The organism is Actinomadura sp. NTSP31 (assembly GCF_041951385.1).
Classification (GTDB): domain Bacteria; phylum Actinomycetota; class Actinomycetes; order Streptosporangiales; family Streptosporangiaceae; genus Spirillospora; species Spirillospora napierensis.
Genome location: NZ_JBGNUT010000031.1, coordinates 18,455 through 36,292 on the forward strand (window position 1 = coordinate 18,455; position 17,838 = coordinate 36,292).

Here is a 17,838-nt window from a genome sequence, read left to right on the forward strand (position 1 = left end):
AAGGAGACGGTGGAGCAGATCACGGCCGAGCCCCGGCGGTCGCGCGCTCGACCATGGGCGTGAGCACTTGTTCGGCGAACAGGCGCAGTTGGGCGTCGTCGGCCACGTCGGGGTCGGCGGGCGGGACGCCCAGGTAGGTGATGAACAGGCGGGCGAAGGTGTCGGCGACCCACCTGACTTCACGGCTGGGGGAGCCGGGCCGGTCCCCGTGCATCTCGCGGGCGATGAACGCCGCTCCCATGGAGAGCATCTCGGCGTTGTCGGCGGCCACGGCTTCCAGGGGAAGGCCGGGGTCGGTGAAGGCGAGGCGTTGCAGGAGGGGATGGCGGCGGGCGAACGTGACGGCGGCGACGAACGCCTCGGCGACGCCCGCGCGGCCGTCGGGCGCTCGGTCGATGCCTGCGGCGACCGCCGCCAGGAAGCGCTGGATCTCCCGGACGGCGAGCGCGTTGACCAGGTCGTCACGGCGGGGAAAGCGTCGGTAGACGGTCATGCGGCCCAGGCGGCTGCGCCGCACCACGTCTTCGACGGTCATCCGGTTCACGCCCACGGCGGCCGCTTCGGCGAGGGCTGCGTCCAAGATGCGTTCGCGGGCGCCATCGGCCTCGGCAGGAGGAGCGATGGCCGCTTCGTTCAAGAGCGCGGCCCACTGCGGATCGCCCATCATGCCTGCACGCCGGCGGTTCGAGCGCGGGCCATGGCCAGGTAGGGCGGCACCTGGAACGCCCAGCGGATCAGTCGTGCGTGGGTCCGCAGATAGGAGCCGTCCAGCAGGCGCGCGGCCCCGACGGGGTGGTCGAGTCCGGTCAGGCGCCGCGCCCAGGGCGGCGCCAGGCTCATCCCCGCGCGCACGTAGAACCGTTGCAGAGGGACGTCGAAAGGACTCTGCTGCGGCAACTGTGGCGTCATCAGGAATTCCAGGAAATCGCGGGTCTGTTCGGTCACCGCCAGTTCGGGCCGCACCCGGGAGACCAGGCCGGCCAGTTCGTCCATGGTCTCGGGAACCGCGTCGGCCCCGGCCATCCGGCCGATGACCGCCTGCTCGGCCAGGTAGCGGTCGCGTGTTCGCGGGGTGAGAGGGCGGTTGAACCGCTCGTACGCGGTCATGATCATCCAGGGGATGCAGGTGTGCACCCAGGCGAGCAGGGCGGGATCGAGGGCGCGGTAGCCGGTTCCGTCCGGACGGGTTCCGGCCACTTGCCCGTGGACCTTCTTGACGCCGTCGATCAGGCGCGTCGCGGCCCGGGTGTTGCCGAACGTCGTGCCGAGCACGTACCCCATCGTGGTCCGTCCGCGCCGGAACGGGTCCTGCCGATAGCTGGAATGGTCCTGCACTCCGGCGATCACCGAGGGATGCAGGATCTCCAGCACGATCGCCGCCACCCCGGCCATCGCCACCGCTCCGAGATCGCCGTTCACTACCCACGACACGCTGCCGGGACCGCACAGTCCCGGATCCCCCGCGGGACCGGCGTACACGCTCGCCTGGTCGTGCCGACCGCTGAGGGTCTGGACCGCGTCGACCACCTGACTCCGAAGATTCATCCCAGCCTCCGGACAGATGGTACGACCAGAATCTCATCAGTACCAGTTACCTGGTAACGGAAGTGGTGACGACCTGCTGGGTTCGCAGACCAGCACCCCTAACGGCCGCAACATGAGCGGTGCCTGTTCGCTGACGGCGTCCGCCCGCAGCGGCAGGTGGTCTCCGCCGGCTCGGGCCACCTGCCCGCTGAGGCGGGCGTCGCGGAGCCGCCGCGCTCTGCGGGGGCTAACCCCGTGCGGCGAGCTCGGGGTACAGGGTCGCGAGGTCGGCGGAAAGGCCGGCCTTGACCTGGCGCGTGATGTCGTCGGCGAGGACTTCGGGGGCATCGGCCTGGATCCCGTCCAAGGCCTGTACCGCGACGCTGTCGGGCGAGACCTTCGGTGCGTCGATGCCGGCGGTCATGTCGGTGTCCACGTAGCCGACGTGCAGTCCCGTGACGATGATGCCACGGGGCCGTAGCGCCAGCCGCAGCGCGTTGGTCTGGGCCCACAATGCGGCCTTGGACGCGCTGTAGGCGTCGCTGCCGGGAAGCGTGAACCAGGACAGAACCGAATGCATGGTGAGGATGTGGCCACCGCCATTGCGTTCGATGACGGGGGCGAAGGCGCGGGCGGTGAGCAGGGGGCCGTAGAAGTTGACCTCGAACTCGCGGCGGACGTCCTCGACGCTGGAGTCGAGGAAGGACGCGCCCAGCAGGCCCCCGGCGTTGTTGATCAGGATCGTCGTGTCCCGGGCCTGGTCGGCGGCCGCGGCCACGGAGCGGGGATCGGTGGTCTCCAGGGCCAGCGGGACCGCGTCGGGGTGGGTGATCCTCCGGGGGTCCCGGGCCGTCGCGTAGACCTTCGCGGCGCCGCGGTCGTAGAGGGCCTGCACCAGCGCCTTTCCGATGCCGCGGCTTCCGCCGGTGACGAATGCCACCGAGTCTTTGATGTCGGTCATGGGGCCGGCTCCTCCGGGTTGTAAACCGATCGGTTTCCAGCCACTGTAAACCGATCGGTTTCCAGGGTGCAAGCAGGGGCGTAACCTGGGCGCATGATCGAACCGACGCTCGCACCGACGGCGCCGTCCACCTCCACGTCGACGCGCGACCGTCTGCTCGACGCCGCGGCGAGGCTCTTCTACCAGGAGGGCGTGGGGGTGGGCGTCGAGACGTTGTGCCGCACCGCGGGAGTGTCCAAGCGCTCGATGTACCAGCTGTTCGACAGCAAGGACGAGGTGGTGGCGGCGAGCCTCGAGCGCATCGCGCCCGTGTATCAGGCGTTCCTGCAGCCCGCCGACGCCGTGCGCTCGCCGCGCGCACGGATACTGCATGTGTTCGAACGCCTCGAGGAGGCCGCGGCGGCGCCGGACTTCCGGGGGTGCCCGTTCTTGGCCGCGGCAGTGGAGGTGAAATCGCCTGAGCACCCGGCGAGCCAGGTCGCCCGCCGGTGCAAGGACGAGCTGACCGCGTTCTTCCAGCGTGAGGCGGAGCATGCAGGGGCCGAGGACCCGGGATTGCTCGCACGGCAGTTGACGGTGGTGTTCGACGGGTCGAGCGCGCGTGCCGTCGTGCAAGGCCAGGGCCTGGACGGTCTCGCCATCGGCACGGCGCGCGCCTTGCTCGATGCCGCGGGAGTGAAGGCGGCCTGCGACACCCCCTCAGGCGCGTAAGCCGCCGCTTTGGCAGATCGTCGGCCGGTGGCCGCCACCGATGTGGCGAGCGAGGCATTCAAGCACCGGCGGTGCTTCTCGTGCTCAAAGCCCGCTGAGGTCAGGAGCGGGTGCTGGTTTCGGCGCCGTCCGGCCGTCGGGCGGGAGTGATGATGCCGAGGCCGGCGCCTGTCGGGTCGGTCAGCCTCGCATAGCGGCCGGGCGGGGCGTCGGTGGGCGGCAGCTGGATGTGGGCGCCGAGCTCTGCCGCTCTGGCGGCGGAGGCGTCACAGTCGGTGACCCAGAAGTAGGGAATCCACTGCGCCGGGGTGTGCGGCGGCGGTTCGTCCGGGGAGACCGCGCCGCCGAAGAACCGGTCACCGGCTTTCCAAGTGATCCATGGGCGACCGTGGTGGACATGGTCAACGGCCTCCCAGCCGAGTACCGCGCCGTAGAAGCGGCGCGGTTGCCGGATGTCGGGGCACATCAGCTCGATCCAGCACACCGTCGACGGTTCGGTACCGAAACCGATCTCGAGGATGCCGGGAAGTGCGACGCCGAAGTCGGCGCCCTGGCGGTCCTGGAAGAGCGCCACCTGCCCGAGATCGGCGACGTTGGTCGGCGGCATCAGCTCCTGCCCGCCCGCGGCCTCGACGGCGGCGGCGGTGTCCTGGAGGTTCTCGACCCGGAAGTAGCAGGTCCACGTCGGCGGCTGCGCATCGTCGGCCAGCGACTGCAGGCCCGCGACCACCGGCCCCTGGTCGTCGCCGAGGGTGAGGATCTCGTAGTCGCCGTAGGAGGGCACGGCCAGGGTGAAGTCGGACCAGCCGAACAACCCGCGGTAGAAGCGCTTGGACGCCGACACGTCGGGGCTGGCCAGGTCGACCCATCCTGGCCGGCCGAGAGGGACGGCCGCCTCAGGCATCCTCGAACCTCCCGGCCTGAAGCCGGGCAGGGACCGCGCCCCCTCGTCCCCGGCAACGTCCGGCCCGCGCAGCGCACATGGACACCACACTATGAGCGGTCACGCAAACAGCACCGGACCTGCGATTACGGAATCCACCAAGAGCTTCCCACCCGTCGGCCCGCCACGCGTCCGAGCAGTATCCGCGCGTCGCCTGCGACCCCTCCGGCAGCGGGCGGCCGCAATTGTCGCGGGCGTCGTGGTCCAGAAGTCGGTCAATCTGTTTCGGGAAGGGTCCGGGGTAGCCCGAAGCGCGTCATGACATTGGTGTTGTTGAAGCCGGTGATGGAGGTGATGTGGTCGCCGGCGGTGGTGATGACCAGGAGGCTGTAGGCGCGGTAGACACCGGCGTGGGGGTCTGCCAGGTACAAGCCGAAGGCGGGCTGCCCGTTGGCACGGGTGGGTACCACGCGGTAGGTCCGGCCGGGGCGGAAGACGACGGCGGCGAAGAGGCGCTGGGCTGATTCGATGCCGCGGTATTCCAGCATGGCCGGGGGCATCGAGAGTCTCACATCGGTGACGAGCAGTCCGATCAGGGCGTCCAGGTCGGCGCGTTCCAGGGCGTTGGTGAGCCCGGCGACCAGCCGGTGTTCGGCGGCGGTGTCGGGTTGGCGTGCGGGCCCGCGGCCGCCGGTGCCGGCCAGATGGTCGTCGACGGTGGCACGGGCGCGTTTGAGGGCGCTGTTCACAGCTGCCTGGGTGGTGTCGAGCATCTGGGCGACTTCGGCGGCGTGGAAGCCCAGGACGTCACGGAGGACGAGCGCGGCGCGTTGGCGCGGGGGCAGCAGTTGCAGGGCGGTGATGAAGGCCAGGGAGATGGCCTCGGTGGTCTCGTAGCGGGCCTCCGGTCCGGGGCGCTGGTCGACAAGGTGGTCGAGCAGGACGTCGGGGTAGGGCTCCAACCAGGGCGGGGCGTCGCCGGCACCGGTGGGTTCGGGCAGGGGGGCCTCGGGCAGCGCGCGGGCGATGCGCGGGCGGCGGCCGTCGGCGCGCAGCATGCTCAGGCACCGGTTGGTCGCGATCTTGTAGAGCCAGGTCCGGAGCGAGGACCGCTGGCCGAACTCGCCGAGGTTACGCCAGGCGGACACGAGGGTCTCCTGGAGCGCGTCCTCGGCGTCCTGCAGGGATCCCAGGATGCGGTAGCAGTGCACCTGCAGCTCGTGGGAGTGGCCCTGGACCAGGTCGCGGAACGCGTTGTGGTCGCCGTCCCGAGCCCGAGCGATCAGGTCCGTCGTGTCCCTTTCCATCTCCATCGGCATGCATCCTCGCTTTGCTTCTTTCCGCAGGGCGCGTTCGGCTCGTCTGAAAGTACCGACGCCGCCGGCCCCGCGAATTGGGCGGTGTCCGCACGCCCAATTCGCGGACGTGCCCGCGTCTACCCGAATGGAGGCGGTCCCAGTCGGGGGCGCGCCCCGGACACAGAAGAGGACCACAGATCATGGCCACGTACGTTTTCTCCTTCCGGGTGCCCTCCGGCTACGCGCCCCACGCCGGGACGACGGCCGAGTGGCAGGCCTGGTTCGGCGGGCTGGGCTCGGCCCTGGTCGACATCGGCAACGCGGTGACCGGCCACGCCTCGCTCGGCGAGGTCGGCGGCGGCGACTCCCGCATGGTCGCCTACTCGGTGGTGTCCGCCGAGGACCTGGACTCCGCGCTGGCGCTGGCCAGGGACTGCCCGGTGATGCGGGTCGGCGGCGGGGTCGAGGTCGGTCCCGTGATGGAAGCCGCCGGGTCGTGAGCGACGCCACGACCGCATCGACGGCGCCGCCGGAGGGGTCGTTCCTGGCGACCGGCCGCGGCAGGGCCACGCTGGCGCTGCTGTGCGCGGTGACGTTCCTGGACGTCATGGACGGCTCGATCGTGAACGTCGCGCTGCCGACCATCCGTACGCATCTCGGGTTCTCGGTGCAGAACCTGCAGTGGGTGGTCAGCGGCTATCTGATCACCTATGGCGGGTTCCTGCTGCTGGGCGGCCGGGCCGGGGACCTGCTGGGGCGGCGGCGGCTGCTGGTCGCCGGGACCGCGCTGTTCGCGGCCTCCTCGCTGGCCTGCGGGTCGGCCGGCGGCCAGGGGCTGCTGGTCGGCGGCCGGCTCGCCCAGGGCTTCGGGGCGGCGATGATGTCCCCGGCCGCGCTGTCCATCCTGACCACCACCTTCCACGGCTCCGACCGGCACAAGGCGCTGGGCGTGTGGGCCGGGCTCAGCGGGCTGGCCTCGGCGGTCGGGTTGCTCTTCGGCGGGCTGCTCGCCCAGGACTTCGGCTGGCGGTGGGTGTTCTTCGTGAACCTCCCCGTGTGCGCGCTGGTGCTGTTCGGGGCGTTCCGGATCCTGAAGGCCGATCGCGGCCGGTCCGTGCCGGGCGGGTTCGACGCGGTCGGTGCGGTGCTGGTCACCGCCGGCATGCTGCTGCTGATCTTCACGTTGGTGAAGGCGCCGGACGAGGGCTGGGCCGCGGGCCGCACCATCGGCGGGCTGGGCGCCTCGGCGGTGCTGATGGCCGCGTTCGTGGTCAACGAGCGGCGGCACGCACATCCGCTGGTCCCATTGTCGATCTTCCGGATCAAGGGCCTGGCCGCGGCCGACGCCACCCAGGTGATCGCCTGGGCCGGGTTCTACTCGATGTTCTTCTTCCTCACTCTGTACATGCAGAACGTCCTGGGCTACTCCCAGCTGCGGGCCGGGCTCTCGTATGTGCCGGTGAGCGTCGGCATCGGGTTCGGCTCGACCGTGGCGACCAAGATGTTCGTCCGTACCGGGACCCGTCCGATCATCGTCTCCGGCGCACTGCTCGCCGCCGGCGGCATCTTCTGGCTCTCCCGCATCCCGGTGGACGGCACCTATGTCGGCGACCTGCTCGTCCCGCTCGTGGTCATGGGGGCCGGGCTGGGGCTGCTGTACGCCGGTGTGCAAACGGCCGCGAACGCGGGTGTGCCGGAGGAACAGGCCGGATTGGCCGCGGCTCTGATCACCGCCTCTTTCCAGCTCGGGTCGGCGCTCGGCCTGGCGGTGTTCAGCGGGATCGCGACCAGCCGCACCAGCCGCCTGCTGGCCGCCCACACCCCGCGCCCGGAGGCGCTCACCGCCGGCTTCCAGCGGGCCCTGCTCGTCAGCGCCCTCTGCCTGGTGGCAGCCGGAGCCATCGCGCTGCGCGCCTCCAACACCCGCGGCGAACCCGCCGCCACACCAGAAATCCAGCAGAAGCCGGAACCCTCCTACGACTCCGCATAACACAACACAAAGAGAATCCCGGAATGGCGTTCAACGCCATCCCGGGATTCTCTTTACCGTCGAGCGCGCGACCAGACTTCGGGCTTGGAAGGCGAGCGATGCGTCATGGGGCGGGGGCGTCCGGAGGGTTCCTGGCGGGGTCGGCGGCGATCAGGCGGGCCAGCATGGCGGCGAAGCGGTCGCCGGTGACGTCGCCGGGGGAGCGGCCGAAGAACATGCCGGCCAGGGTGTAGCCGGTGAGCGCGGAGATGACGACGGCCAGCAGGGCGCTGGGGTCCTCGCTCACCAGGCCGCTGTTCAGGTCGCGGGTGAGGTGGTCGGCCTCCTCGACGATGGCCTCGTCCAGCAGCGACCGGCCGATCTTGGCCTCCAGGTCGGGGAACCTGCCGTGCTCGCGGGCCAGCAGGGTGATCAGCGGCCTGATCTGCTCCATGTAGTCCAGTTGCTGGACGAGACGGCGGGTCAGAGCCTGGAGCGGCTCGTCCACGGGGCCGCGCTCGAACGTCTCGCGGCTGCGCATGGCCCGTTGAAGTTCGCGCTCGTAGACCTCGCGCACCGCCTCGTCCTTGGAGCGGAAGTGGCGGTAGAAACTGCCGCTGCCGGGCGACAGCCCGGCCAGCTCCTCGATGGTGGTGACCGTGGTGCCGCCGAAGCCGTGCTCGCGGACGAGCGTCAGCGTCGCGTCGAGGATGCGCTCGCGTGTAGGGGAGGTCACCTGAGAAAAGTAGCCCGTGGCCATGCAAGAACGTTCTTGCAGCAGCAAGAGCCTTCTTGCATACTGAAGTCGCTCGGGGGGTGCAAGAAGGCTCTTACATTCCTGGACGAGAGGCCCACCCCCCATGACCGGACTCTCCCGCCGCCACCTGCGGACCGCCGCGGCCACTGCGGCGACCGCGCTCGCCGCGACCGCCCTGGTCGCCGCGCCTGCTCTGATCGCCGCCCCCGCCCGCGCCGACGTTGTCGTCTCCGCTAAACAACAGGGCTGGGTACTGCGCGACGCCCAAGGCCGGCAGCTGACCCTGCGCGGCTTCAACGTCTCGGCGAGCACCAAGCTGAACGAGAACAGCCTGCTGCCCTTCCGCAGCACCGCCGACGCCGCCAAGTCCGCACAGGCAATGCGCGATCTCACCGGATCCAACGCGGTCCGGTTCCTCATCAGCTGGGAGGGCGTCCAGCCCGCGCCCGACCGCATCGACTACGCCTACCTCGACAAGGCCATCGCCCAGATCAGAGCATTCACCGACCGCGGCATCAACGTCCTGCTGGACTACCACCAGGACCTGTACTCGGCGCACCTGTTCAACCCGGGCAGCTGGTACACCGGCGACGGCGCCCCCAAATGGGTGACCGATGCCGGCGGCTACCCCACCGAGTCGTGCGGGATCTGCTTCACCTGGGGCCAGAACATGCAGACCAACGGCGCGGTGCGCCAGGCGATGTACGACTTCTGGCGCGACCGCGTCGTGCTCACCCCGGCCGGGCCCGTCGCCGTCCAGACCGCCTACCTGCAGCAGGCCCAGGCGACGATGGCCTACCTCAAGCAGCGGCTCCCGCAGCAGGCCTTCGACTCCATCGTCGGCATGGACCCCTTCAACGAACCGTTCGACGGCGGGCTGGACGGCAAGTCCGGGGTCGACTGGGAGAAGAACACCCTGATGCCCTTCTACCAGCGCTTCCGCGCGTCCATGGACCAGGCGGGCTGGACCTCCAAACCCGCATTCGTCGAACCCCTGGTCTTCTGGAACACCGTGCTGCTGGAACAGGGCGGCATGACCAAGATCGCACCGCTGGGCGCCCGGATGGTGTTCAACAGCCACTACTACGACGGCCCGCGCCTGTCGATCGACACCTCACCGGCCACCGACGGCACCTACGCCGAACCCATCAACGAGATCCGGCAGCGCGCCGCGTCCCTGCACACCGCCCCCTTCATCTCCGAGTTCGGATACAAGCTGTCGGGCAGCGGCAGCGACCGCACCCCCTGGATGATCCGTTCCATGTACCAGGCGATGGACGCCGGCGCGTCCGGCAAGAACTGGTGGAACGCACCCTCCACCGGAGGCGATCCGCTGTCGGCCATTCAATGGCACTGGGACATCTACAGCGGACGCCACCACGAGCTGATGAACGGCAACCCCGGCAAGGTCCAGACCGACGGCGACGGGTGGAACGACGAAGACTTCTCCGTCATCAAGACCAACGACGCCGGCGAGATCACGCTGCGCCTGGACCAGCGCGTCCTGGATCGCCTGTACCCCGACGCCATCAGCGGCGACAGCCTGGCCTTCGCCTACGAGGACCTGGCCCGCTCCGGCTACGCCGGCACCGGCCAGCAGCAGCCCTGGCTGATCGCCCCGTCCTCGATGCCCGACCTGTCCACCCTGGTGCAGAACCGGCAGTACGGCGTCCTGGTCTGGCGCAGCGGCACCTCAGGCGCCCCCACCGAACTCCACCTGCCGCAATCGTTGGCCCCCGCCGGCACCACGGTCGTCAGCGACCTGGCCACCCTCACCGGCCTGCCCGCCTCCGGCCCCGTCTCGACCGCACCCGAAACAGGCTCCACCACCGCGAAGCGGCTGCGGCTCGCCGCCCCGCCCTCCTCCGGCGTCCACGTCGCACTGATCGTCAACACCGCAACGGGCACACCGCCCACCCAAGCTCAGCTCACCGCCGCCCGCACCCAGCTCACCACCTGGCTGACCCAGAAATTTCCCACCCCCTGACAGCACCCGCGGCCGCCACTGCCGCTTATGGCTGCCAAAACCACGTCCGTGCAGGTGAGAGGCATAGGAGGCGGGCTCCGACGTGGGGTTCGAATAGTCGCAGAGCATGCCGATCCGCTTCGGAACCGCCGAGCCGACGACGAGCCGATGGGGCGCCGTTAGTGATCTTGCGGCTTCCTTGTTGGCTGCCACCTGAACTGCACGGATGGAGTTTTCGGCACGCGCGGGGCTGTTCGCCGCGGACGGCACGGCCCGCGCGCCGCCCGACCTGCTGCGGTTCCTGCGTGCCCATTCCGACGGCGACGTGGCCTTCGCCGCGCGCCGCGTCCGCACCGTCGTCGAGTGACCAACCTTGCGGGCCCGTCCGGCGTCACATGAGGGGAAGCGACCGGACGATGGCGCAGGAGCGGCTGTGACGCAGTGGCGTGTCCCGGACTTCGAGGAGGTCCGCGAGCTGGGGCGCGGGGCGCAGGGCCGGGTCGTGCTGGCCCGGCACGCCGCCCGCGGCACCCCGGTCGCGATCAAGTACCTAGCGGCGGGCGCGGACCCGGCCGCGCGCGAGGGGTTCCGAGCCGAGGCGCGGATGCTCGGGCGGGTCACCGACCCCAACGTCGCGCGCCTGTACCGGCTCGTCGAGCACGGCGAGGACCTCGCCATCGTGATGGAGGCGGTGGACGGCGTCCCGTTCAAGGAGATTCTGCGCCGGTACGAGTCCCTGGAGCCGGAGGCGGCGCTGACGGTGCTGAAGGGCTCGCTGCTCGGCCTCGCCGCCGCGCACGCCGCCGGAGTCGTCCACCGCGACTACAAGCCCGCCAACGTGATCGTCCCGTCGGACGGGCGCAGCAAGCTCGTCGACTTCGGCATCGCCGTGTTCGAGGGCGCGTCGTCAGCGGCGGGCACGCCGCTGTACATGGCGCCCGAGCAGTGGCGCGGCGAGCCCGCCACGCCCGCGACCGACGTGTACGCCGCGACGTGCGTCTTCTACGAGGCCCTCACCGGCCGCCGCCCGTACGGTGAGGGCGACCGCGCGTCCATCATGGCCGGACACCTGAACGGCGCCGTACCCGCCGAGGACGTGCCGGAGCCGCTGCGGCCGCTCATCACCCGCGGGATGGCCAAGGACGCGGCGGAGCGCCCGGTGAGCGCGGCGGCGTTCGTCGGGCAGTTGGAGGAGCTGGCGCAGGTCGTCTGCGGGGCGGACTGGGAGGCGCGGGGCGTGCGCGCGCTGGCCGGAGCCGCCATGGCGCTCGCCGCGCTGTTCCCGCTCGGGGCGGCCGGGCTCGTCCCGGCGGCGGCCGCGGGCGGCGGGGCGGCCGCCGGGACCGCCGCGGGGACGGGCGGGGTGGTCGCCGCCGTCGGCACCAAGGCGTCCGTGGCGATCGCCGCCACCGCCGTCGCGGGCGCCAGCGTCGGCGGGGCCGCGGTCTACCGGGCCACGGAACCCGACCAGACCACCCACCGCACCGTCGCCGCGGCGCCCGCGAGCCCGACCCTGTCGGGCGTGCTGCTCAAGATCGGCCCGTTGACCATCCGCGCCCCCGCCGCGTGGAAGACGCACCCGGTCCCGCGCTCGGCGTTCGACACGGACACGCCGCAGAAGCCCGACACCTACTACGTGAGCACCTGGACGACGCCCTGCAAGAAGGAGAATGCGCTCGAAGCGTCGCTCTACCCGGGGCAGAGCTGGTGTCCCGGCATCCATCTGCTCGGCCCGAGCTTCTTCACCGACCTCGGCGCCTACATCGCCGACAAGTACAGCAGGAGCAACACCTACGCCTCGCTCTTCCACCAGGACGAAGGGATGAGCTGCCCCCGTCATGACGAGCTGCGCGCCGTCGGCGTCGAGCGCGGCGCCGTCAAGACCGCCGACCGGCTCGCTCCCGTCGGGGCCAAGAAGGCCGAGTACCGCGAATGGCGCGTGCCCTGCTACACGCGGGAGAAGACCTCGCAGGACGTCGACGGCTACGGCCCCACCCGCCGCACGTCGACCACCTACACCGAGCGGCTCTGGTACCTGCCGCAATCGAAGATCCTCATCGTCGACATCTGGGACACCCCGAACCTGGCACAGATCCTCGCGAACGCCACCTGGACCACGTAGCCACCTGGGGTCAGCTTCGGGAGTAGGACGCCGGGAGGCGGCGGTCAGTTCGATCGTCAGCAGTGCGGCCGGCCTGCCCGCGTCGGCTTTCACCTCGACGGGCGGCGATCCGGCGGCCTCGGCCACCTGTTCGACGGCGCTGGTGAGGTCGTCGTCCAGCGGGTTGCTGTCTAGGACGCGGGCGAGCGCGAACAGCGTCTCGACGTCGTCCTAGCCCACCTCCAGGATCCGCAGCGGCTCCAGCTCCAGTCGTCCGCCGGGTGTGGGCCACGTCCGGTCCACCGTGCGCGCCCACAGCAGCCCGGTGTGCCCGGCCTCGGCGTGGACGGCGCGCAGCGCTGATGCCACCCGCTCCAGCGCATCGTGCGCGTGGCCGCCCGCCAGCGGGTCGGCAGGTCCATCGGAACCTCGCCGTCCTCCGGGGCTGGGTCTCCACCAGTGCAGCGTGGACAGCACCTCGCTCAGCTCGTTGGTCGCCGGGGGTCCAGCACCAGCACCCGCCGACGGCAGGCCGCAGGGTCGATCATCAGGGGGCCTCCTTGCCGTCCAGCGCCGGCTCGATCCGCTCCAGCAGGGCGTCAGCGGTGCGGGCCCAGTCGTGGCGGTCCTTGGCCTCGCCGCGCTGGGATCGGGCCACCTGGGATTGTCGCCGGGGGCCTCGTTCTCGGTGGCGTCCCCATCGAGCTGGTGAGGGTGTGGCGGCGCGGCGAGGCGGCTGGGCGCTACCCCAGGGCCCAGCGCTCCTCCGCCGACGGCTCGCGGTCGATCAGGGCCTGGGCGCGAGTCTGGGCCAGTTTTCTCAGTCGAGACCGCCCATCGCCCTGACCGCGCTCATATCCCCGCCGCTGAAAGGAGATCCGCGACGGCGGGTGTGCCCGAAGATGGCGAGTCCGATCGGAACGAGTGCGGCCATCAGCGCGAATTTCGCACCCCGGATCAGGCGGCCGCCCGGTGGGCCGAGGTGGACGTCGGTGACCATGTCCTGGTCGGTGGGGTGGAGGGCGGAGTAGTAGACGATGACCCGTTCCCCGACCCGCGGATCGTGCTGGAAGGCACTGGCGTGCCGTACGGTGAACTGGCGCGGCTCCTCGATTCGCAGATTCCAGGACGTGGCTGCCAGGTGGTTGACCTTGGTTACCGTCGCTTCGGCCCGGACGGCGTTGACGCGCTGCTCGTGTCCTTTGGCCAGGCCGCTCGAAGCACTCATGGCCAGCAAGATTCCGCACAGGAACAGCAAGGTGTTCGCCCAGGGCGACCACCTTTTGGCCCAGATGCGGCGCCACATGCCGCAAGTGTGACGCGGTACGACCGATGAGTCGAGAGCGTGACCTGCCGCAGTTGGGCACGCTTCGAGGTACGCCCTAGATGCCGGGTGCGCTCCTGGCGGTTTTGCGGGGCGCCGGCTTAGTACGACAGAGATAGGTCGTCATAGCCCGCGTCTTCGGTGATGGCTGATGCGCGCACGGGTCTGGCTTGTTCGTCTCCATATAGACCAGTGCAGGACGGGGGAGTGGGGACCTCGACGTCCGACACCTTGCGAATTAAAAGTCCAAAACTGCCGTATCGGAGCGGCCTGCTCAGTGTCAGCCTGTGTCGACTCGTCCCCATCGAGCCCGATATTCGTGCCGCACGGTACCGCCGCGTGCCGATCCGGTTCGGCATGCGCGGTGTTCAGGGGGTGGCTGGTTTGCGGGCGGTGAGCAGGCGGGTCGGGACCCACGGACTGCCCCACCACGCGCGCCAGCCGAGGCTACGCACGCGGATGTCCTGGGCGTCCAGCCGGGCCAGCACTGCGGCGTACTCGCGGGGGGTCCGCGCCAGGTCGGCGATCAGCAGGCGGCCGCCCGGCCGCAGTACCCGGTACGCCTCGGCGATCGCTTGGGCGCGGGCGTCCGAGCCGAAGATGGTGTGCACCGTCAGGCTGGACACGACCAGGTCGAAGCTTGCCTCCGCGTACGGGAGTCTGCGCAGGTCACCCGCTTGCACGTGGACGCGGTCGGCGACGCCTTCGGCGCGGGCGTTGCGCAGGGTCGCCGCCGGGGTGTTGCCGGACTGGTCCCGTCCGCGCCACAGGTCCACGCCGACCGCCCGGCCCTGCGGGAGGTGCCGGGCGGCGGCCAACAGGACGGCGCCGCGTCCGCAGCCGAGGTCGAGCAGCCGCTCGTCGCCACGCAGGTCCAGTTCGTCCAGCACGTTCCGCCAGACCAGGAACTTGCCGCGCAGGGTGGCGTGCAGGCTCAGGGCCAGGCATCCCGCCAGCAGGGTGCCGGAGACGAGCGCGGGCAGCGCGGCGGCCAGATCGGCGGTGACCGCCATCACCAGCCCGGTCACCCAGAACCCCAGCACGACCAGGCCCACGAAGCCGAACCCGTAGGGCGCATCCATCCCGTACCGCGCGCCAGGCATCCCGCCACTCTGCCACGAACCGGCCGCTCGGGGGCTGGCTACGACGCACTGGTCCGGCCGCCGACCAACTCGCCGCCGAGTACCCGAGATTGAACCGCGCCGGGTTCGATGAAGCCCGCGGGATCGCCCGCCTTCACTTGGCGGCAACGTGACCTGGACCGGCTGCAGAACTGCCTGATCACAAGGTGAAGAGTGGTCCCATCTGCGGATGTGTTCTGGCTCCATCTGATGTGTTGTTATGCGCTTTTAGACCAGCGGCCCTCTTGTCTTTAGCGGCCCCGGCGTTCCATGCTGCGTCATGCGTCTGATTCATCTTGGCCTGCCGGTCCGCGACGTGCAGCGCAGCCGGCTGTTCTATGAGACCTACTTCGGCTTCGACCCCGCCTCCGCGCGAATGGGCGGCGGCACGGTCGTCGTCCGCAACGCCGACGGCGTGGCTCTCGCCCTCCACGGCGGCCAGGACGTCGGGCCGCCGCCTGCATTCGTCCACGTCGGCTTCCAGCTCTTCGCGCCCGAGGAGGTGAATGACCTGCTCACCCGGATGCAGGCGGACGGAGTGGACATCATCGAGCAGTATGACGACCCAGGCTGCGTCTCATTCACCTGCACAGACCCGGACGGTTACCGAATCGAAGTGTGCTGGGAGGTCTCCGGGGCCCTGACGGGCTTTTGATGGTCTGCGTCGCGGCGGCCGCGGCGAGCTCGCCGAGACGAACTGGCGCGAACCAGGAAGGCCCGGACCCACTCCCACAGGCTTGGGTTCTGGGGAGGCGCGGTCCGACCCGGTTCGGATGGCGGGGCCAGCGATGTTCCACAGGACCACGTCCGCGCCCGCACAGGTGGCGCCGGCGAGCAGGTGCCCGTCCGGGCTAATGAGTGGACGTCGGTCACCCGGTTGGGGGGTGGGGCAGGGCGGTGACGAGCCGGTGGGCGGGCGCGTCCCGGACACGGACGTCGCCGTCCGCCTCCGCCGTGGCCAGCAGGCGGTCGTCCGGGCCGAACGCGCCGGCGTCTCCGCTCGGTGAGACCCGGTGAGCCGCCTTCTCGTCGCCGAGTGCGACTGCGGACGCCGACCGAGCCGACCGGATGCCGCGACTCGTCCCGCCTCCCGAGCGAGGAGGCTCGCACGCTGGAGGCCATCCGGGCTTACCGCCTCATGCTGCGCCCCCGTCTCGGGGCCCTCTTCGCGCGCAGCACCGGGGACCTGCTGTGGGCGGCGGCGCGCCGCCGCCCCAGGGCGACCGCCTTTGAGGACGCCCGGTGGCCCGCGCACCTGCACATCAACCTCGTCCCCGAGGCACGCGGGACCGGAGCCGCCGAGAACCTCATGACCGCCTGGTTCGACCGGCTCAGGTCCACCGGCTGCCACCTGCAGAACGGCTCGGCCCGCCTCGTCCCCGGCCTCAGGTATCGCGTCCGGCGCCTTCACCAGCGAACATTGATCAGGCCCCCTGAAGGACCGCGCCGCCACTGCCGCCCGTCGCCACGGCACCGCGGGACGGCGACCATGGGGCCCCGGCGCATCCGGTCGAGCAGGCATCGTCCGCTGCTGTGACCTGGACGAACCCCGACGCTGGCGAGGGGAGTCGCCCAGAGTGCGAAGAAGGCACTGGCGGCCAACATCCGCCCCGTGCTCTCAGGCCGCCTGCACCTGACCCGAAAACCGGCGGGCGAAATGCAACATCGCGGGGTCGTTCGCGTCTCTTGGCGTGAACTCCAAACTGGATCTTCTGCCCGGTGTCCGGCCGGCTCCGGCCGAGCATGCCGGCCCGCCCGCCGAAGGCGCAGGTCGGCGCCGCGAGGCGCGGAGAGAGCGGTGGGGAGCCCGGCTGCTTCCCGTCGGGCCCGCCCTGCTGGCGCTGGCGATGGGCGTATGGGGCGCCGCCCGGCTGCCGCTGTGGCGGGACGAGGCGATCACTTCCGAGATCGCTCGCCGCTCGACCCCTGACATCCTGCGGTGCGTCCGGCACATCGACGCCGTCCACGCCGCCTACTACCTGTTCATGCACGGTGTCGTGCAGGTCTTCGGGACCGGCGAGTTCGCGCTGCGGCTCCCGTCGATCGCGGCGTTCGCGGCCGCCGCGGCGGGCATCGCCGTCCTCGGCCGCAAGATCATGTCCGGGCCGGTCGGGCTGCTCGCCGGGCTGCTCTATGCGGGGGCGCCGTTCGCGAGCCACTACGCGCACGAGGCCCGCTCCTACTCCCTGGTCGCGGCGCTCATCGTGTGGCTGACCGTGCTGTTCGCCGACCTGGCGGAACGGGGCTCCCGGCGCCGGTACGCCGCCTACGGCGCGGGCATCGCCCTGCTCGGGCTGGTCCATCTGTTCGCGCTGCTCATCCTGCCCGCCCACCTGGCGACCCTGCTGATGACGGGCCGCACCAGGACGATGCTGCGCCGGTGGTCCGCCGCCGCGGCGGGAGCGGTGGCCGCGGTGAGCCCGCTGGTCGCGCTGGCCGTCACCCAGCGCAACGCCCTGGACTGGCTGACCCGCCCGGGATGGCGCGACGCCCGCTACCTGGCCGAGGCGTTCACCGGCCCCCCGACCGTGGCGTACCTGCTCGCCGCGGCCATGGCCGTAGGCCTGATCACCGCGCGGCGCCGCGGCCCGATCGGCTTGCAGGCCCTGGCCGTGCCGTGGCTGCTGCTCCCCGCGACGGTGCTGCTGCTGGCCTCCCAGTTCCATCCCTACTACACGAACCGCTACGTGATCGGCAGCCTCCCGGCCGTGTCGCTGCTGGCCGCCGCAGGGCTCGCCCGGCTGCCCTGCCGGACGTGGACCGCGGCGCTCGTCGCGATCGCCGTCCTCGTGGCACCGCTCCACATCGCACAGCGCCGTCCGGAGAACTGGTGGGACGACCTCCGCGGGGCCGCCGCGATCGTCGAGCGGGAGGCCCGGCCGGGTGACGCGATCCTTTACATCACGGCGGACCGGCGCTCGGTCGCCGAGGCGTACCCGGACGGGTTCCGCCGGGTGCGCGACATCGCCCTGCGCAGGACCCCCGCCCAGGCCGGCAACTTCGGCGGAACGGAGTTCGGCCCGGCCGAGATCGGCCGCCGGGCGACCGGGCCCGCGACGACCCGGGTCTGGCTGCTGGAGGGACCCTGGCGCCAGCCGTGGCTGGTCCCGCGGGACCGCGCGAAGGTCGGCGTCCTCCAGCGGTACTTCCGGCAGGCCGGCGTCTGGCGCGTCCGCGGCATCACGCTGACGCTGTTCCAGCGGTGACGGCCCGCCCGGAAAAA

Annotated in this window: 18 protein-coding genes; 9 read left to right on the top strand and 9 right to left on the bottom strand. The window is 71.0% G+C overall.

What is annotated here, in order from left to right; genetic code table 11:
* Positions 1–19: 19 nt before the first annotated feature.
* The 3 genes from ACA514_RS37770 to ACA514_RS37780 all read right to left on the bottom strand — a co-directional run bounded on the left by ACA514_RS37770 (position 20) and on the right by ACA514_RS37780 (position 2,485).
* Entirely contained in the window at positions 20–667 is a 648-nt protein-coding gene (locus ACA514_RS37770) for a TetR/AcrR family transcriptional regulator (protein ID WP_375046088.1), read from the bottom strand.
* A complete protein-coding gene (locus ACA514_RS37775; RefSeq protein WP_375046089.1) occupies positions 664–1,527 on the bottom strand; it encodes an oxygenase MpaB family protein in 864 nt (287 codons plus the stop codon). Before ACA514_RS37775 ends, ACA514_RS37770 begins: the two co-directional genes overlap by 4 nt.
* Positions 1,528–1,771: 244 nt before the next feature.
* Entirely contained in the window at positions 1,772–2,485 is a 714-nt protein-coding gene (locus ACA514_RS37780) for an SDR family oxidoreductase (protein ID WP_375046090.1), read from the bottom strand.
* A 93-nt stretch (positions 2,486–2,578) separates the two neighbouring features.
* Between ACA514_RS37780 and ACA514_RS37785 the strand changes: the two genes are divergently transcribed.
* On the top strand, positions 2,579–3,196 hold the full coding sequence (locus tag ACA514_RS37785) for a TetR/AcrR family transcriptional regulator (RefSeq protein ID WP_375046091.1): 618 nt from the start codon (positions 2,579–2,581) through the stop codon (positions 3,194–3,196).
* Positions 3,197–3,296: 100 nt separating this feature from the next.
* On the opposite strand, the gene ACA514_RS37790 is transcribed toward ACA514_RS37785, so the two are convergent.
* Both ACA514_RS37790 and ACA514_RS37795 read right to left on the bottom strand, forming a co-directional pair.
* The gene (locus ACA514_RS37790) at positions 3,297–4,100 is read right to left on the bottom strand and encodes a VOC family protein (RefSeq protein WP_375046092.1); all 804 of its coding nucleotides are present in this window, start codon (positions 4,098–4,100) and stop codon (positions 3,297–3,299) included.
* Between the two features lie 254 nt (positions 4,101–4,354).
* Positions 4,355–5,392, bottom strand: a complete 1,038-nt coding sequence (locus tag ACA514_RS37795) for a sigma-70 family RNA polymerase sigma factor (RefSeq protein WP_375046093.1) — start codon at positions 5,390–5,392, stop codon at positions 4,355–4,357.
* Between the two features lie 185 nt (positions 5,393–5,577).
* Here ACA514_RS37795 and ACA514_RS37800 point away from each other — a divergent pair, with 185 nt between their 5' ends.
* Both ACA514_RS37800 and ACA514_RS37805 read left to right on the top strand, forming a co-directional pair.
* Positions 5,578–5,877 (top strand): hypothetical protein, encoded by a 300-nt coding sequence (locus ACA514_RS37800; RefSeq protein ID WP_375046094.1) that lies wholly within the window; start codon positions 5,578–5,580, stop codon positions 5,875–5,877.
* The gene (locus tag ACA514_RS37805) at positions 5,874–7,367 is read left to right on the top strand and encodes an MFS transporter (protein WP_375046095.1); all 1,494 of its coding nucleotides are present in this window, start codon (positions 5,874–5,876) and stop codon (positions 7,365–7,367) included. The genes ACA514_RS37800 and ACA514_RS37805 overlap by 4 nt, the downstream gene beginning before the upstream one ends.
* Positions 7,368–7,470: 103 nt before the next feature.
* Here the strand turns inward: ACA514_RS37805 and ACA514_RS37810 are convergent, their stop codons facing one another.
* Positions 7,471–8,082: a TetR/AcrR family transcriptional regulator gene (locus tag ACA514_RS37810; protein ID WP_375046096.1), complete on the bottom strand. Its 612-nt coding sequence runs from the start codon at positions 8,080–8,082 to the stop codon at positions 7,471–7,473.
* 124 nt (positions 8,083–8,206) lie between these two features.
* Here ACA514_RS37810 and ACA514_RS37815 point away from each other — a divergent pair, with 124 nt between their 5' ends.
* The 3 genes from ACA514_RS37815 (at position 8,207) to ACA514_RS37825 (ending at position 12,191) form a co-directional block, all read left to right on the top strand.
* Positions 8,207–10,090 carry a cellulase family glycosylhydrolase gene (locus ACA514_RS37815; RefSeq protein ID WP_375046097.1) on the top strand — a complete coding sequence of 628 codons (1,884 nt, stop codon included), beginning with the start codon at positions 8,207–8,209 and terminating at the stop codon, positions 10,088–10,090.
* Positions 10,091–10,295: 205 nt separating this feature from the next.
* Complete coding sequence (locus ACA514_RS37820; RefSeq protein WP_375046098.1) at positions 10,296–10,436, top strand: hypothetical protein; 141 nt, start codon at positions 10,296–10,298, stop codon at positions 10,434–10,436.
* 66 nt (positions 10,437–10,502) lie between these two features.
* Positions 10,503–12,191, top strand: a complete 1,689-nt coding sequence (locus ACA514_RS37825) for a serine/threonine-protein kinase (protein ID WP_375046099.1) — start codon at positions 10,503–10,505, stop codon at positions 12,189–12,191.
* A gap of 210 nt (positions 12,192–12,401) precedes the next feature.
* On the opposite strand, the gene ACA514_RS37830 is transcribed toward ACA514_RS37825, so the two are convergent.
* The 3 genes from ACA514_RS37830 to ACA514_RS37840 all read right to left on the bottom strand — a co-directional run bounded on the left by ACA514_RS37830 (position 12,402) and on the right by ACA514_RS37840 (position 14,597).
* Positions 12,402–12,539: a hypothetical protein gene (locus ACA514_RS37830; protein WP_375046100.1), complete on the bottom strand. Its 138-nt coding sequence runs from the start codon at positions 12,537–12,539 to the stop codon at positions 12,402–12,404.
* A gap of 451 nt (positions 12,540–12,990) precedes the next feature.
* Positions 12,991–13,476, bottom strand: a complete 486-nt coding sequence (locus ACA514_RS37835; protein WP_375046101.1) for a hypothetical protein — start codon at positions 13,474–13,476, stop codon at positions 12,991–12,993.
* A gap of 386 nt (positions 13,477–13,862) precedes the next feature.
* A complete protein-coding gene (locus ACA514_RS37840; protein WP_375046102.1) occupies positions 13,863–14,597 on the bottom strand; it encodes a class I SAM-dependent methyltransferase in 735 nt (244 codons plus the stop codon).
* A 298-nt stretch (positions 14,598–14,895) separates the two neighbouring features.
* Between ACA514_RS37840 and ACA514_RS37845 the strand changes: the two genes are divergently transcribed.
* The 3 genes from ACA514_RS37845 (at position 14,896) to ACA514_RS37855 (ending at position 17,821) form a co-directional block, all read left to right on the top strand.
* A complete protein-coding gene (locus ACA514_RS37845; RefSeq protein WP_375046103.1) occupies positions 14,896–15,270 on the top strand; it encodes a VOC family protein in 375 nt (124 codons plus the stop codon).
* A gap of 381 nt (positions 15,271–15,651) precedes the next feature.
* Positions 15,652–16,152 carry a hypothetical protein gene (locus ACA514_RS37850; protein ID WP_375046104.1) on the top strand — a complete coding sequence of 167 codons (501 nt, stop codon included), beginning with the start codon at positions 15,652–15,654 and terminating at the stop codon, positions 16,150–16,152.
* 154 nt (positions 16,153–16,306) lie between these two features.
* Positions 16,307–17,821, top strand: a complete 1,515-nt coding sequence (locus ACA514_RS37855; protein ID WP_375046105.1) for a glycosyltransferase family 39 protein — start codon at positions 16,307–16,309, stop codon at positions 17,819–17,821.
* Positions 17,822–17,838 lie beyond the last annotated feature (17 nt).

Excerpts from the sequence above, each read along its gene's own strand:
- ACA514_RS37820 (WP_375046098.1), top strand. The coding sequence starts at position 10,296 with ATGGAGTTTTCGGCACGCGCGGGGCTGTTCGCCGCGGACGGCACGGCC.
- ACA514_RS37790 (WP_375046092.1), bottom strand. The coding sequence starts at position 4,100 with ATGCCTGAGGCGGCCGTCCCTCTCGGCCGGCCAGGATGGGTCGACCTG.
- ACA514_RS37800 (WP_375046094.1), top strand. The coding sequence starts at position 5,578 with ATGGCCACGTACGTTTTCTCCTTCCGGGTGCCCTCCGGCTACGCGCCC.
- ACA514_RS37845 (WP_375046103.1), top strand. The coding sequence starts at position 14,896 with ATGCGTCTGATTCATCTTGGCCTGCCGGTCCGCGACGTGCAGCGCAGC.
- ACA514_RS37780 (WP_375046090.1), bottom strand. The coding sequence starts at position 2,485 with ATGACCGACATCAAAGACTCGGTGGCATTCGTCACCGGCGGAAGCCGC.
- ACA514_RS37815 (WP_375046097.1), top strand. The coding sequence starts at position 8,207 with ATGACCGGACTCTCCCGCCGCCACCTGCGGACCGCCGCGGCCACTGCG.
- ACA514_RS37770 (WP_375046088.1), bottom strand. The coding sequence starts at position 667 with ATGATGGGCGATCCGCAGTGGGCCGCGCTCTTGAACGAAGCGGCCATC.
- ACA514_RS37785 (WP_375046091.1), top strand. The coding sequence starts at position 2,579 with ATGATCGAACCGACGCTCGCACCGACGGCGCCGTCCACCTCCACGTCG.
- ACA514_RS37835 (WP_375046101.1), bottom strand. The coding sequence starts at position 13,476 with ATGTGGCGCCGCATCTGGGCCAAAAGGTGGTCGCCCTGGGCGAACACC.
- ACA514_RS37795 (WP_375046093.1), bottom strand. The coding sequence starts at position 5,392 with ATGGAGATGGAAAGGGACACGACGGACCTGATCGCTCGGGCTCGGGAC.
- ACA514_RS37840 (WP_375046102.1), bottom strand. The coding sequence starts at position 14,597 with ATGCCTGGCGCGCGGTACGGGATGGATGCGCCCTACGGGTTCGGCTTC.